We start from the raw sequence: 14,112 nt of genomic DNA on the forward strand, positions 1-14,112 counted from the left end.
ATAAAGATAATTATTATATTGTGGACTAGAGGGATGGTTAAAGAAGTTGAAGAATTAATAAAAATTGTTGGTAAAGGCAGTTTATTAGAGGCCTTGTTTATTTTTTTAGGCAATTTTCAACATGCTAACTTAACTGGTAAAATAGATCACAGAAACCATATTGGTTTGTCTTCATTCGTGAGAAAAAAAGAGGAATCATTAGATAAATATTTTAACTTACAATTTAGTCTACAAGGGTTGTTCTTAATTTATACTCAAGCTTATAAAATTTTAAGCGGGAGTAATAATCTGAGCACTCAAGATATCATAGATGAAATATATAAAGTTATTAAGGAGTCTGAGTTAGGTAAAGACATACACGAAATAGTAGATGGAAGAAAATTAGATTTACTTAACGTTTTGGCAAATCCAAAGAGAGAATCAATATTTAAAACAGTAGAAGATTTTGAAAATAAGGTGCTTATTGATGTTAGAAAGTTACTAAGTGAAGAAAATGCATTAAACGAATATGACAGAGAATTTACCTTAAGTAAATGCATTATTGATTTCTATTATTCTATTCATCAAGACATAAAAGTAGAAAGGGATGTAGTATTATTATTTTCTATATTTGGCGACTATCATAAACTTTCTGAACATCACAAAGAGTCTATAAAAAAGGAAAGTTTATCAATAATAGATAACGTGGTCGTTTCCAGATATATAATGGCTTTAATTGGATTACTGCAAAGTATTAATTTGAAAGGTCAAAATAGAGCCACTAAATATACGCTGGATTGTGAGAAGATAGGTAGTCTAAACAGAACATTCAATATATTGTCATCTGCAGGTATAATAATCAAGGTTTTTTATGCCTGAAAAGAGCTGGACCAACTTTGAAACAGCTGTTAAAAGAGCAAAATAGCAATAAGTTTGAAGAGAGGATAATAAACAACACACATTATTCAGCACCGCAAGAAGAGAATAAATGTAGGCCAAATTTCATACTCAGCAAGAAAAATCATAAAAACACAGTCTGTAAACTTATTTTAGGTATGTTTGTATTGTCTGTTGGATTATATGTTGCTGATTATTTCCTTATGGAGCAAAAATTATTTAATCCAATAAAAGGTGTCCTACCACAGGATAATTTTGCTAATCTAGTAATTGCTGCAGTGCTTACTATCGTAATAGTATATGTTTTATTTCAACTACTAAAATCACCTCAAGAACCGCCACATTCAGCAGTCAATGGTGCAATTATTAATGATCTTACAAATGGTCCTATACAGTCCAGGCGTTCATGAATCTCTACTTATAAATGATAAATGTAGCACTTTTAAAGTGTATGCTATATAATATCTTCTCTTGAATAATGAGGTAATCCATGGATTTAAGCAAAATAACAACAAAACCAGATGCAATAAGTGTAGTAATTGAAATAAGTGCAAATGCTGAGCCTGTAAAGTATGAATTTAATAAAGAGCTTGGGTTGTTACAAGTTGACAGATTTTTGTCTACCTCAATGACTTATCCTTGCAATTATGGGTTTATACCAAATACCTGCGCAGGTGATGGTGATCCTGTGGATGTTTTAGTGCTAACTCAAATTCCTTTAGCGCCTGGAGTTTTGATATCGGCGCGTCCAGTGGGTGCATTGCTCACTAAAGATGAAAAAGGAGAGGATGAAAAAATGTTAGCTGTACCTATCTCCAGTGTTGATAGCTATTATGACAATATAAAGAACTATTCTGACTTACCTAAAAATCTACTAGATAAAATTGCTCATTTCTTTTCTCATTATAAAGATTTAGAAAAGGGAAAAACGGTAACAGTCGGAGAATGGGCTAATGTGGAAAAAGCAAAAGAAATCATTGAAAAAAGTAGAAATTAGTTTGCGTTGATTTAGCCTGAAATTACAGTTATTCGGAAAAATATTGTTGTTTTTAATGGGTAAATATTGGTATCCGTTCAGGATAGCGGCAAGGTAGTATAACCATAGAGTAAAAGTGAGTTTACAACAAATGGTGTCATCCCAGTGCGTTACACTGGGATGGCTTTGTTGCATAGCAACTGAAAAAATCTGGTGGCTACTGACAAAATTCATTATAAAACAGCCATTTAACTGTTGAAGAAAAAATATGCCACAGAAAATGAAAGTCAGTAACCAAAACGAATATAACAAATTCCTTGAAAAAAGGGGGAATATTTTTCGTTACATCGATGAAGCTATCGAAAATTGGTATGAAAATAGTCCAAAAATGCAGGGCGGCAACTATATTTATAGTGATAAAGTTGTGATTTTGGTGCATATAATCGTTAATCTTTTTAGAATTGGCTTAAGACAAACGGTAGGGTTTGTAAAAGGATATCTGCAACAAATAGGAAAAAATTTGGCAGTTATCAGCTATTCACAAGCATCAAAAAAAACTTAATATTAAGATAAATGATTGCAGGATTGATAAAAGCAACATGGAAAATATTGAAATTATCATAGATAGTACAAATTTACAGTAACACTCCTGGCCACAGTAAGGAAAACAGTGCAGATAGAAAGTACCGAAGCTACGAGCAAGTAAGAAAGTTACATGTTATGTTAAGTGTGAATAGTAAAAAAGCTATAGCTGCAAGATACAGTAATGGCGTCTACTCTGACCACTATGGAGCTTGCTTGAAGAAGTTAATTTTCAGCACAAAATAAAAGCATTATATGCAGATAGGGCATACGATAGGCAAAAACTTTATAAATTGTGTAAGAAATACGATATAAAGACAAAAGTTCTACCAAAAAAGGATGCAGCAGAACATTCAAAAATAGATTATATGTCTGACAGAAATGCTGCTATTAGGTTAATAAAATTATATGGACAAGATGGTGTAAAAGAGTGGAAAAAGGAAGCAATTTATGGAAAAAGATCTTACATAGAAGGATTTTTCTCAAGGTTGAAGCAAGTATTTGTTTAGGAATAAATCTGAAGTAAACCGTGAAAAAGAATTACTAATTAAGTGCTATTTGCTCAACAAATTCACTGGTATTGGTATGGCTAAATTTGAAATCATTACATAAATTTGTCGTAAACCATCACTGCTTAAGGTGCTATGCAACAAAGCCATTCCAGTGTCACGCACTGGAATGACAAGAAGGAGAGTACTGGGATGACAGTGCGCCGTAGAAACACGGAAAGTGTTGAAGCTGTGCAGTAGATGAGGGAGGGCCCCTCGGAGCCGGTTTGCAAGAGCAGGCTTCAAACAGCCATAAGCTGCTTTGGTAAAGAGCTAAGGTAGTGAGCGTTATGGAAAAGGCACAATTATGTGTCATGTATGAAATAGAGAGACGAACGCAAGTGAACCACTGATGAAGTGTCGAAAGCGTAGAGACGACGTCAAAACCAGGGGGTAGTCGTTAACCTGGGATGAATCTACTGGGAGCTTGTTTACTGGGTAGGTGGCGTCCGGCATAAAAGTGGCGTGAATCTATTTTAGGCTATTGCATGGAACTACGGGAACCTGTCGTTTCGATGAAAAGGGAGAAGTCCAAAGAGCTGATCTCTGAGGATGAGAGTACCGATGCGAAAAACAGGGGCGGATTAGCTCGTAGTAGCGAAGAAGTTTCTGTAATGGAAATGGAGTGAAGGGGCTAAGTTATTTAGTTTTAATTATTTATCAACCGAAAGGGAGGAGTTAATGAATGAAACAAAGTCTTTTGATATACCGAAGCAACTTATTTGGAGAGCTTATAAACAAGTATCGAAAAATAAAGGTGCAGCAGGTGTAGATGAGGTCTCGATAACAAAGTTTGAAGAAAATCTAAAGGATAATCTATACAAATTATGGAATCGGATGTCATCCGGAAGTTATTTTCCAGAGCCGGTAAAAGCTGTTGCGATACCAAAAGATACAGGAGGGCAAAGAATTTTATGTGTGCCTTCAGTATTCGACAGGATAGCGCAAACAGCAGCTACAATGTATCTTGAGCCGTTAGTAGAACCGAAATTTCACGAAGATTCATATGGTTATAGACCAAATAAGTCTGCGCTGGATGCGGTATACACAGCACGGAAGAGATGTTGGAAAAATGATTGGACGGTAGATCTTGATATATCTGGGTTTTTCGACAATCTGGACCACGATTTAGCACTGCAGGCTATCAAGAAACACACAGACTGCAAATGGGTCATACTGTATGTTGAGAGGTGGATGAAAGCCCCCATTCAGCAAGCAGATGGCAGTAGGGTAACAAGGGATAAAGGAGTTCCGCAAGGAGGTTCAATAAGCCCAATCATTTCAAGCATATTTATGCACCATGCGTTTGATATGTGGATGAAACAAAATTATCCAACAGTACCATTTGAAAGATATGTAGATGATGCGATAGTGCACTGCAGAACTAAAAGACAGGCAGGATTTATGAAAGTAATGATTGAAGAAAGATTGGCTAAGTGTAAATTGAAGTTACATCCTGAAAAGACACAGATTGTGTACAGTAAGGATGATGATAGAAAAGAACAATTTCCTAAACAAAGCTTTGATTTTCTAGGTTATACTTTTAGACCTAGAGTAGCAAAGAATAAGATGAGGAATTATTTCATCTCATTTCTACCTGCAATTAGTAACAAAGCCAAGAAGAAGATCAAGAAAACCATAAAGTCATGGAGAATACATCGGATTACATGGACCACACTAGAGGAAATATCGAAGAAAATAGATCCAATAGTCAGAGGCTGGTTTCAGTACTATGGCAGGTTTTATAAATCAGAGATGTATCCATCTCTCAGGAATATAGAGAGATACCTCATAAGATGGGTCAGGACAAAATATAAGAAACTTCGTGATCACGGAAGACTAGCAAAGCAATTTTTAGGAAAAGTGAGAAAGAGGTCTCCAAGTATTTTCTATCATTGGACACTTGGGTTAGGATCAAAAGGCTAAATAATGGGAGCTGTATAAGCCGAGAGGTTTCCGTGCAGTTCTGCGAGAGACTGGTGGGGAAGTTCCGCCGGTCTACTCTCCGACCTGTTTCTTTTACTAGTCTTATAGCTTCAATTTTGAATTCTGCTGTATATTCTTTTCTTTTTGTCATACCACACCTCTTTGAAAAAACGTTTTATTTTACTTCAAAAACGTCTTAACTTTCTGTCTACTTTTTCTGGGTAAGGTCATAGGCTAGTTACAGCATCCACAATATCGTTTGTAAACCTGTAGCTATATACAATAAATGAACTTTTTTATATATTCGTTGTTAGTATTTTGTATTTCCTGAACAGTTCCGTGAGAAATGATCTCCCCTTCATATAATACTGCTATTTTATCAGCTATTTTAAATGCACTATGAATATCATGTGTAATCGTGATAATTGTAGGACGAAGATCTTGAGATAATTTTATTATTATATCGTTTACTACATCTGACATGATTGGGTCTAATCCTGAAGTTGGCTCATCCAATACAATAATTTCTGGATTGTGTGCAATTGCTCTTGCAAGTGCAACTCTTTTCTTCATTCCACCTGATAGTTCTACTGGAAACATTTCTGCTATGTTTTCTTCCAGTCCAACGTCATTTAACTTCTCGATTGCTAGGCGTTTTGCCTCCTTTATGCTGATATTAAAGCGTTTTTTATAATTAAAAGATATATTTTCCCACACTGTAACGTAGTCAAACAAAGCGGAATTTTGAAATAAGACTCCAAATTTATTTTTGCTTTTACTATTTATTTTAATAGACCCTGAGTCTGGTGTCAGTAATCCAATAATTATTTTTGTTAATACAGATTTACCACTTCCTGAGCCGCCAAGTATGACTAATGATTCTCCTTTCGATATATTGAAAGTTATGTTGTTTAATATCGTTCTATCATCAAAGGATAAGCTTAGATTCAATATTGATATTATGGGGCTATGCATGTATTAAAGTAATTAAGTAATTTGCTAAAATTATCAATATAGAGGATATAACAACAGTTGATGTTGTTGCAATACCTACTCCTCGTGCACCTTCCCTACAATGGTAACCGTAATAACAACTTGAAACAGAAATTATGGCGCCAAAAGCAGTCGCTTTCATTAGCCCAACAATAAAATCGTACATATTAAAGAATTGAGCTGTATATTTTATGTATATATTTAAATTGTGGTTAAATTCAAAGACTGCGGTGACATACCCTCCAAATATTCCTATTAGATCTGCACATACTGTAAGTATTGGAAATACTATAACTGACGCTAGAATTCTTGGTACAATTAAATATTTGAAAGGATTGATGTCCAAAGTTGTAAGTGCATCTATTTGTTCAGTGATGCGCATCGTGCCAATTTCTGCTGCAATTGAGGACCCAACCTTTCCTACCATTATTAAGCTGATCAAAACTGGCCCTAACTCTTTAATGATAGTAATCGTAACAAGTTTAGGTACTACTTGTTCTTGATTAATCAATATACCACTTAAGCTACTCTGTAAAACTATCACTGCTCCTATAAAAACTCCAGTGAGCCCAACAATTGGCAAAGAGAAAAAGCCTATCTCTATAATTTGTCTTGCCACATTGCTAAAATAATATGGAGGAATAAAGCAGTGGTATAGAGATTGAATAAAAAATACAAATGCGTTACCAATCCTCAACAGAAAGTTGATAAAGCATCTACCGATTATTCTAACGCTGTCTATATTAAAGGAACTCACTTTACATTTATCTTAGCTAAAATTAGTTTTACTGATTTTATTAAAATTTTTATTAACTTCGCCAGAGTATAGTCAAGATATGTCTTAAGTTCAATATACTTTGATCAAAATGCTTGAGTTTCAGTTTATAAGACTGAATTGTATAAGAAAACCTTACTTATTTCGCTATTTACTTCTTGTAAAAAACATGCTACTAATAAATTGTGTTATATAATTGAATTGGAGTAAGTTTTGGCAGTTCCGAAGAGAAAAAAGTCAAAGTCAAGGCGTAATATGCATCGTTCTCATCATGCTATTAAGCCTAAGAATATTGTGGTATGTGCAACAACTGGAGAATTCATGTTGCCTCACAACATAGCAGTTGACAATAGTTACAAAGGAAAACGTGTTTTCATTAAACAAAAGGCGGAGTAACTCATGATATGTTACCCACGGTCAACAACAACATAGTTATCGCACTTGATGCTATGGGGGGGGATTTTGCACCTCTTTCCGTAATTCAGGGTGCTAGTTTTTTCTTGGATAATCTTGTTGACCCAGGTGTTGAAGTTTTTTTTCATATTTATGGAGATCAGAAAGAAATATCTCCTTTGCTTTCAAAATACAAAAAAGTAAGCGATAACTCCGAATTTACCCATTGCTCTGATAATGTTCTTCCAAATGATAAACCCTCTTTTGCACTTAGACATCGCAAAGATTCAAGTATGAAGGCAGCTGTTGAAGCAGTGAAAAAAGGTAAAGCTTTTGGGATGGTGTCTTCAGGCAACACTGGAGCATTGATGGCTATCTCCAGATTTATTTTAGGAACATTACCCAATATCTATCGTCCTGCTATTGCATCTGTCTGTCCAACTAAGACAAAAAGCTTTGCATTGCTTGATCTTGGTGCAAATGTTGACTGTAATACTGACTCATTATTTCAATTTGCATTAATGGGGAGTATATTTGCAAAAATAGCATTAAAAGTTGAAAATCCTGAAGTTGCTTTGCTAAACATTGGTACAGAGGAAGTGAAAGGTACTGACTCAGTAAGAGGAGCTTTTGAGTTACTCAAAAATGCTCCAAGTATTAACTTCAAAGGATATATAGAGGCAAGTGAATTTTTAGATGGTAATATAGACGTAATTGTTGCTGATGGTTTTGTTGGTAATGTAATGCTCAAGACAGCTGAGGCAACTGCTGGTACTTTTATCAGTCTAATAAAACAGGAAGTATTTAATTCATGGATGACAAAAATGCTTGTCGGCATATTGTTGAAACCCAAGCTAAATAAAGCATTAGAGCGTTTTAATCCTAAAATTAGAAGTGGAGCTATGTTTTTAGGGCTAAATGGTATCATTATAAAGAGCCACGGAAATTCTGATGCTATTTCTTTTGCTCACGCTATAAAATTTGCAGTAAATGCAATCAGTGAAAATTTGAACCAGAAGATAATTAACGGGGTAAGTCATATTGAATAAAAGTTTCATATTGAGCACTGGTTCTTACCTACCAAAAAAAATTTTGAGTAATAACGAAATTGCATCGATAGTTGAAACAAACGATGAATGGATAAGGCAAAGAACAGGAATAGTTCAAAGACATATAGCAGATGAAGGAGAATTAACGTCAGATTTAGCTGTTAATGCAGCGAAAAATGCTATAGAAAAAGCGAAAATTTCAATAGATGAAATTAGTTTGATCATAGTTGCAACAACAACACCTGACAAAACTTTTCCTAGCTGTGCAACGATTATACAAAGTAAATTAAAGTGTAAAAACGCATTTGCTTTTGATGTACAGGCAGCATGCTCTGGTTTTATATATGCAGTTACAGTTGCTGATTCACTTATAAAGTCTAACGATAGAATTAAATACGCGCTTGTTATTGGTGCTGAAATAATGTCTAGGATTGTTGATTGGGAAGATAGGTCAACTTGTGTACTCTTTGGTGATGGTGCTGGTGCAGTGATAATGAAATCAGAAATGAGTAGCAGTAGCATTATATCAACAAACTTACACTCTGATGGCAATGTGGACTTATTATGTACAAACGGAGGAATATCCTCTACTCGTGATTCTGGAAAGATACTTATGAATGGAAGAGAAGTGTTTAAACATGCAGTAGAGAAATTAACAGCCTCAGTAGAGGAAACTCTAAAATGCAATAGTTTGAAGATTGCTGATATTGACTGGTTAATTCCCCATCAAGCAAACATTCGTATTATTGAAGCAGTAGTAAAGAAATTAGATTTTCCTATAGAGAAAGTGATTAATACCGTTGATAAGCATGCAAACACCTCAGCAGCATCAATTCCACTGGCCTTAGACTATGCAATACAAGAATCAAAAATAAAATCAGGAAATCTGGTACTGCTGATTTCAATAGGTGCAGGCCTGACCTGGGGTTCTGTGTTACTGCGCTATTAGACTTCCTATTACCCACGCTTCTTTTTTCTCAGTTTTATCGTTACATGCTGTACTGACAAAGTTTTGAGATATTATCACAAACATTATATTCACAAGAAATACTTGACTTCACGTGTACTAAGAAGCATTTTATATATGATGTGTGCCCGTAGCTCAGTTGGATAGAGCAACAGCCTTCTAAGCTGTGGGTCGTAGGTTCGAATCCTACCGGGCACATTCTTCTATCAATGCTTTCTATAAATTTTCAAGTATTCTGGTACCACATTTTCAATTGCTAGTGGTCTAATTTTCATTGTTCCGAGATCATCTGACTTTTCGATTGAACTACTCATCATAACTTTCACCTGATCTCGAGTAAGTATAGGGCTTGCATCTCCGGTTATAGGTTTTAACAGCACAGAAACAACTTTACTTTCTAAGAAAAAGGCTATCAATCTTGCCATTGGAAAAGGTACATTGATCAGTAGACACTTTCTGTTAGTCACATTCAGAATAAACTTTAATAAGCTTTTAAAAGAGTAAACTTTTGGTCCACCTATATTATAAATTTTTTTATCTTGCTTATTAAAGCTGATAATATGGTATACCACTTCAGCTAAGTTTGTTACACATATCGGCTGAAACTTCGTTATTCCACTACCGATTAACGGCAAAAAAGGAAGAATTGTTGCTAATCTTGCAAATTTATTGAAGAAACTATCTTCTTTACCGAATACAAGACTTGGCTTAATTATTATTGCTCCCTGAAATGCTGAAGTTACAGCTTTTTCACCTTCTAATTTACTGTGGGCGTATCTTGACAGCTTACTATTTTCTATTCCCATGGCAGAAAAATGTATCATCATGTATACACTTTTTATTTGCGCAGCTTTTGCTATTCTTTCAGCTACTCCAACATGAACGTCATAGAAATCGTATTTTCTTTTTTCATATAATATTCCTACTAAATTTATAACAACATCACACCCCTCCATACTTTCTAAAATTGATTTTTCATTAAAAAAATCTCCTTCAATTATTGATATTTGTCCTAAATTTCCACATAACTTCAGACAAGCAGCTTTTTCCTGATCACGAGTAAATATTCTTATTAAATACCCCGCCGCTGCCAAGCGTCTTACGATGTGTTTTCCTATAAATCCCGTTCCACCAAAAATAACTATACGTTTTATCACAGTTAAAACTTCCAATAACTTAACTTTAAATTAATACAATAGTTTTATTTAATATTCTATTGTGAATTCCTGCACTATAAGGTCCATTCTCATTCCATGAGAACCTTTAACTAAAATTACATCATTACCTTGAACAATATTAGCTAAATTACTTTTCAATTGGTTAGAATCATCGAAATGCATGCCTTTTATATTCTCCGGTAAAAGTTTATTCAATTCTAACATAAATTTACCAACTGTATGAACTTTATTCACATTTTGTTCTACTATAGAGTCAAGCAACTCTGTATGAAATACTATGCTTTCATTACCAAGTCCTAACATATCGCCAAGTAGTGCCACTTTTCTTACATTAGAATATGTACCTAAAGTTCTTATTGCAGCCTTCATTGAAGTAGGGTTAGCATTATAGGAGTCGTTAATCAAATGTACTAATTTTCCATTGTATTTAGCTTGATGAACATTACCTCTACCTTCTGTTACAGTAAAATTCTCAAGTGCTAGTGGTAATTTAGATAAATCAAGTTCGAGACTTTGCAAAACTGCTGTAACAACTAATGCAGAGTATGCAAAATGTTCGCCTTTTACAGGTAAATTACAGTTCATAATTTGACCACTGTTCAGTTTGATTTTTAAATTTAGACCGTTATCGTCTCTTATTAGGTCTAACAAACAAACAGTAGCACTTTCATTCTTACCAAAGCTTACTACATTTCTGTTAGCATTTGATAAGAGATAATCATAATGTTCATTATCCTTATTCAAAACCAAAGTACCATTATTTTTCATACCATGTAGAATTTCTAATTTCGCTTGCGCAATATCAAGTAGAGATGAAAAATTTTCAACATGCGCAGGTTCAATGTTGGTAATAACTGCAATATCCGGATTGCTAATCTCCGATAATTCTTTTATTTCACCAGCTCTACTCATTCCTATTTCAAGGATTAAATACTGGCATTCTTCTGGCGCTTTTAGAATCGTAAAAGGCAATCCTATATTATTATTCAAGTTACCTTCATTTACATGAGATACTCCATAATGCAACAAAACAGTGTTAAGCATATCTTTTGTAGTGGTTTTCCCAACACTACCTGTAATTGTGATAACTTTAGCATTAACAAGAATATTTCTAATGTAATATGATGCCATATTATGCAAAGCTTTTAGAGTATCTTGCACAATAATTAGAGGAAAATTTCTATATTTATCTTCGCTTACTAACGCAGCAACAGCTCCTTTTAAAAATGCTTCATGTAGAAAATCATGCCCATCAAATTTCTTTCCCTTGAGAGCAATAAATAAATCACCTTTTTTTATGCTTCTTGTATCCGTTGAAATATTTGAGCTATACACCGAATTACAAACACCCTCCCCTCTTCCGCCAGTAGCATCGATAATATTATTTGCGTTCCATTTTAACATAATTTATCTTTAAAGGTAATTTGAACAAGAAAAGCAGCAAAAATACTACATACTTTGGTAATGTACAAATAATGATTGCTATCTCTATAATTTCATCTTATAATAAATATACAAGCTTAAATATTTTCGTCTATAATTGGGTGTATTTTACTATCTGATTGTAGAAAGTGACTTGGAGGTATGTATGGCAAAAGATGAGTTAAATAAAAAGTCTATTTTGGCTAAGATAAAAGGCGTGTTCTTTCTTGTGCCTAAAGCACTTATTTATCCTATAAAGAAACCGTTTGCTTCAATTGATGAAATGAAGCATGATGCTAAAGTTTCATTAAAAAAGGCTGTGAGTGATGTACCTAAAGAAGAAGAGAAATATGACCCACCTATAAAAACCACAGAAGCTAGTAAGTACCTTGGCATACAAATAACAAAACAAGAAAAAGGTAAGGTAAGTTTTTTAGCGTCAAGAACTTTAACGGGGGATATACCTTATTTGAGTCCAGAGAAATTAGATAAAATAAGGAAAGATCTGCCAAATATAACTATTTTTAGAGAAGAAAACAAAATTGTAATTGAAGTTGATGTTGAAAAGATTATCCAAGAAATAAAAGATAAAAATCCAGGTATAGATGGAAAAGTAATGAAAAAGTACGCTCTTGAAGGAATTTATAATAAGATTGATTGTGATCTTAAAAATTTGGCAAAAATTACTGGTGGAGAGTTTAAAGTTCACACAGATCGGAAATTGCTGTATGGTATTGCAGAAAAGTTGTATAGTGGATGTGATAGTAAAAAGCAGAAGTCACAGGAAGTTGTAAGGCCGATGGATAAAGAAAAGTCATCAGAGAAAATTTCAGATAATTGGCAAAAAGCTATTAAACAAGATTTTGAAAGTTGCGAAAGCATAAGAGGTAGGGGGAAATAAATTATGGAGAGTGTTATGAAAGAAGTTAAAATAGAGGAAAGGTATCATAGCCTAACTATTCCTGGAGATATGTATCATTTACAACCAGAAGTTATTGCTGCAAGAAGGGCAAATAGAATAGAAACGTTTTCAAAAAGACACCAAATGGACTATGGGTCAGTTCTACGTGGACAAGATATACAGCTAAAAAACGTTTCAAGTCTTGAAGATGCTTCTAGCGAAGCAGCAATAAGCCCACCTTCTACACCAAATCATAAGCAAAATAGAAGAGGACCAGGAATTTAATAAAGTATGGGTAGTACAGCTTATGATGACACTAATATCTTTGCTAAGATATTAAGAGGTGAGTTGTCTTATGAGGAAATACACAAAAATGAAAATGTGCTAGCTTTTCGTGATAAGTATCCTGATGCACCAGTTCATATTCTAGTTATACCAAAAGCTCAATACGTTTCATATGATGATTTTGTTCTGAAAGCTTCCGAAGAGGAAATAGTAAGTTTTTTTAAAACTGTTAGAGAAATAGCACATAAATATAACTTAGAAAAAACAGGATATAGATTAGTTACTAATCACGGTAAAGATGGAGAGCAAGTTATACCGCACTTTCACATACATATTTTAGGTGGTAAAAGATTAGGAAAGCATGTAAATTCATAGTGTTATATGTTTTTTAAATGAGTGAATATTTAACCATATTAATTTTTATCTGTGTATCAATTGTAGTATCCTTTACTTTAGGTGTATTACCTATGTTTCTTGCAGTCAGTAACCCAGATGGTGAAAAGCTTTCTACATATGAATGTGGCTTTAATCCTTTATCAAGAGCCAGAAAAAGTTTCGACATAAAATTTTACTTAGTTGCAATATTGTTCATAATATTCGATTTAGAAATTGCTTTTCTTTTCCCTTGGGCCGTTTCTTTATCTAAAATAAGCTATTGCGGATTTTGGTCTATGATGATATTCCTTGCAATACTTACTATAGGCTTTATTTATGAGTGGTGTAAAGGTGCGTTGGAATGGGAGTAAATTTATCTAATGGCGACTGGAATCGTTACAAAAAAGAAGGTTTTCTTATCACTAAATTTGGCGATTTAATAGATTATATAATGAACTGGGCAAGGTCTGGTTCATTGTGGCCAATGACATTTGGTCTTGCATGTTGCGCAGTAGAGATGATGCACACTGCATCCAGTCGTTATGATCTTGATAGATATGGCATAATCTTTCGTGCAAGCCCAAGGCAAGCAGATGTTATGATTGTTGCTGGCACGTTAACTAATAAAATGGCAGCAGCATTGCGTAAAGTTTATGATCAAATGGCGGACCCCAAATACGTCGTTTCTATGGGAAGTTGTGCAAATGGCGGTGGCTATTATCATTATTCTTACTCAGTAGTCCGTGGTTGCGATAGAATTGTGCCAGTTGATGTATATGTTCCTGGATGCCCTCCAACTGCTGAGGCGTTACTATATGGAATGCTATGTCTACAAAATAAAATAAAACGAACTAAGAATATATAGC

General features: G+C 34.2%; 19 protein-coding genes and 1 tRNA gene. 16 read left to right on the top strand and 4 right to left on the bottom strand.

Annotated elements, in window-relative coordinates:
- The first annotated feature begins 33 nt into the window (after nucleotides 1–33).
- The 7 genes from ABWU52_RS00550 to ltrA all read left to right on the top strand — a co-directional run bounded on the left by ABWU52_RS00550 (nucleotide 34) and on the right by ltrA (nucleotide 4,908).
- Nucleotides 34–858: a hypothetical protein gene (locus ABWU52_RS00550; protein WP_353277007.1), complete on the top strand. Its 825-nt coding sequence runs from the start codon at nucleotides 34–36 to the stop codon at nucleotides 856–858.
- Between the two features lie 17 nt (nucleotides 859–875).
- Nucleotides 876–1,286: a hypothetical protein gene (locus ABWU52_RS00555; protein ID WP_353277009.1), complete on the top strand. Its 411-nt coding sequence runs from the start codon at nucleotides 876–878 to the stop codon at nucleotides 1,284–1,286.
- Between the two features lie 80 nt (nucleotides 1,287–1,366).
- Nucleotides 1,367–1,873, top strand: coding sequence for an inorganic diphosphatase (gene ppa, locus ABWU52_RS00560; protein WP_353277010.1), 507 nt, complete (start codon nucleotides 1,367–1,369; stop codon nucleotides 1,871–1,873).
- 247 nt (nucleotides 1,874–2,120) lie between these two features.
- The gene (locus ABWU52_RS00565) at nucleotides 2,121–2,414 is read left to right on the top strand and encodes a transposase (RefSeq protein ID WP_353276410.1); all 294 of its coding nucleotides are present in this window, start codon (nucleotides 2,121–2,123) and stop codon (nucleotides 2,412–2,414) included.
- Between the two features lie 232 nt (nucleotides 2,415–2,646).
- A complete protein-coding gene (locus ABWU52_RS00570) occupies nucleotides 2,647–2,943 on the top strand; it encodes a transposase (protein ID WP_246433103.1) in 297 nt (98 codons plus the stop codon).
- Nucleotides 2,944–3,470: 527 nt separating this feature from the next.
- A complete protein-coding gene (locus ABWU52_RS00575) occupies nucleotides 3,471–3,611 on the top strand; it encodes a hypothetical protein (RefSeq protein WP_019078704.1) in 141 nt (46 codons plus the stop codon).
- A gap of 52 nt (nucleotides 3,612–3,663) precedes the next feature.
- Nucleotides 3,664–4,908 (top strand): group II intron reverse transcriptase/maturase, encoded by a 1,245-nt coding sequence (ltrA, locus tag ABWU52_RS00580; RefSeq protein ID WP_353276809.1) that lies wholly within the window; start codon nucleotides 3,664–3,666, stop codon nucleotides 4,906–4,908.
- Nucleotides 4,909–5,181: 273 nt separating this feature from the next.
- Here ltrA and ABWU52_RS00585 read toward each other — a convergent pair whose 3' ends face one another.
- Nucleotides 5,182–5,883 carry an ABC transporter ATP-binding protein gene (locus tag ABWU52_RS00585; protein WP_353277012.1) on the bottom strand — a complete coding sequence of 234 codons (702 nt, stop codon included), beginning with the start codon at nucleotides 5,881–5,883 and terminating at the stop codon, nucleotides 5,182–5,184.
- Nucleotides 5,876–6,658 carry an MlaE family ABC transporter permease gene (locus ABWU52_RS00590; RefSeq protein ID WP_353277013.1) on the bottom strand — a complete coding sequence of 261 codons (783 nt, stop codon included), beginning with the start codon at nucleotides 6,656–6,658 and terminating at the stop codon, nucleotides 5,876–5,878. Before ABWU52_RS00590 ends, ABWU52_RS00585 begins: the two co-directional genes overlap by 8 nt.
- A gap of 231 nt (nucleotides 6,659–6,889) precedes the next feature.
- Between ABWU52_RS00590 and rpmF the strand changes: the two genes are divergently transcribed.
- The 4 genes from rpmF (at nucleotide 6,890) to ABWU52_RS00610 (ending at nucleotide 9,283) form a co-directional block, all read left to right on the top strand.
- On the top strand, nucleotides 6,890–7,072 hold the full coding sequence (rpmF, locus tag ABWU52_RS00595) for a 50S ribosomal protein L32 (RefSeq protein WP_006014434.1): 183 nt from the start codon (nucleotides 6,890–6,892) through the stop codon (nucleotides 7,070–7,072).
- Nucleotides 7,073–7,080: 8 nt separating this feature from the next.
- Nucleotides 7,081–8,118: a phosphate acyltransferase PlsX gene (plsX, locus tag ABWU52_RS00600; RefSeq protein ID WP_006014431.1), complete on the top strand. Its 1,038-nt coding sequence runs from the start codon at nucleotides 7,081–7,083 to the stop codon at nucleotides 8,116–8,118.
- Nucleotides 8,111–9,067 (top strand): beta-ketoacyl-ACP synthase III, encoded by a 957-nt coding sequence (locus ABWU52_RS00605; protein ID WP_353277015.1) that lies wholly within the window; start codon nucleotides 8,111–8,113, stop codon nucleotides 9,065–9,067. Before plsX ends, ABWU52_RS00605 begins: the two co-directional genes overlap by 8 nt.
- 142 nt (nucleotides 9,068–9,209) lie before the next feature.
- Nucleotides 9,210–9,283 (top strand) — tRNA-Arg (locus ABWU52_RS00610).
- 8 nt (nucleotides 9,284–9,291) lie between these two features.
- Here the strand turns inward: ABWU52_RS00610 and ABWU52_RS00615 are convergent.
- Together ABWU52_RS00615 and ABWU52_RS00620 are read right to left on the bottom strand one after the other, a co-directional pair.
- Nucleotides 9,292–10,242, bottom strand: a complete 951-nt coding sequence (locus tag ABWU52_RS00615) for a complex I NDUFA9 subunit family protein (RefSeq protein WP_353277017.1) — start codon at nucleotides 10,240–10,242, stop codon at nucleotides 9,292–9,294.
- Between the two features lie 48 nt (nucleotides 10,243–10,290).
- A complete protein-coding gene (locus ABWU52_RS00620) occupies nucleotides 10,291–11,667 on the bottom strand; it encodes a UDP-N-acetylmuramoyl-tripeptide--D-alanyl-D-alanine ligase (protein ID WP_353277019.1) in 1,377 nt (458 codons plus the stop codon).
- Between the two features lie 184 nt (nucleotides 11,668–11,851).
- Here ABWU52_RS00620 and ABWU52_RS00625 point away from each other — a divergent pair, with 184 nt between their 5' ends.
- Genes ABWU52_RS00625 through ABWU52_RS00645 form a run of 5 tightly spaced genes read left to right on the top strand, consistent with a single transcriptional unit; the run spans nucleotide 11,852 to nucleotide 14,111 of the window.
- On the top strand, nucleotides 11,852–12,586 hold the full coding sequence (locus tag ABWU52_RS00625; RefSeq protein WP_353277021.1) for a hypothetical protein: 735 nt from the start codon (nucleotides 11,852–11,854) through the stop codon (nucleotides 12,584–12,586).
- Between the two features lie 3 nt (nucleotides 12,587–12,589).
- Entirely contained in the window at nucleotides 12,590–12,871 is a 282-nt protein-coding gene (locus tag ABWU52_RS00630) for a hypothetical protein (RefSeq protein WP_353277023.1), read from the top strand.
- A gap of 6 nt (nucleotides 12,872–12,877) precedes the next feature.
- The gene (locus tag ABWU52_RS00635; RefSeq protein ID WP_006014413.1) at nucleotides 12,878–13,246 is read left to right on the top strand and encodes an HIT domain-containing protein; all 369 of its coding nucleotides are present in this window, start codon (nucleotides 12,878–12,880) and stop codon (nucleotides 13,244–13,246) included.
- A gap of 17 nt (nucleotides 13,247–13,263) precedes the next feature.
- The gene (locus ABWU52_RS00640) at nucleotides 13,264–13,617 is read left to right on the top strand and encodes an NADH-quinone oxidoreductase subunit A (RefSeq protein ID WP_064085468.1); all 354 of its coding nucleotides are present in this window, start codon (nucleotides 13,264–13,266) and stop codon (nucleotides 13,615–13,617) included.
- The gene (locus tag ABWU52_RS00645; RefSeq protein ID WP_015588278.1) at nucleotides 13,608–14,111 is read left to right on the top strand and encodes a NuoB/complex I 20 kDa subunit family protein; all 504 of its coding nucleotides are present in this window, start codon (nucleotides 13,608–13,610) and stop codon (nucleotides 14,109–14,111) included. The genes ABWU52_RS00640 and ABWU52_RS00645 overlap by 10 nt, the downstream gene beginning before the upstream one ends.
- Nucleotide 14,112: the final 1 nt, after the last annotated feature.

The sequence above is a fragment of the Wolbachia endosymbiont (group B) of Villa cingulata genome, from assembly GCF_964028285.1.
Lineage (GTDB): Bacteria > Pseudomonadota > Alphaproteobacteria > Rickettsiales > Anaplasmataceae > Wolbachia.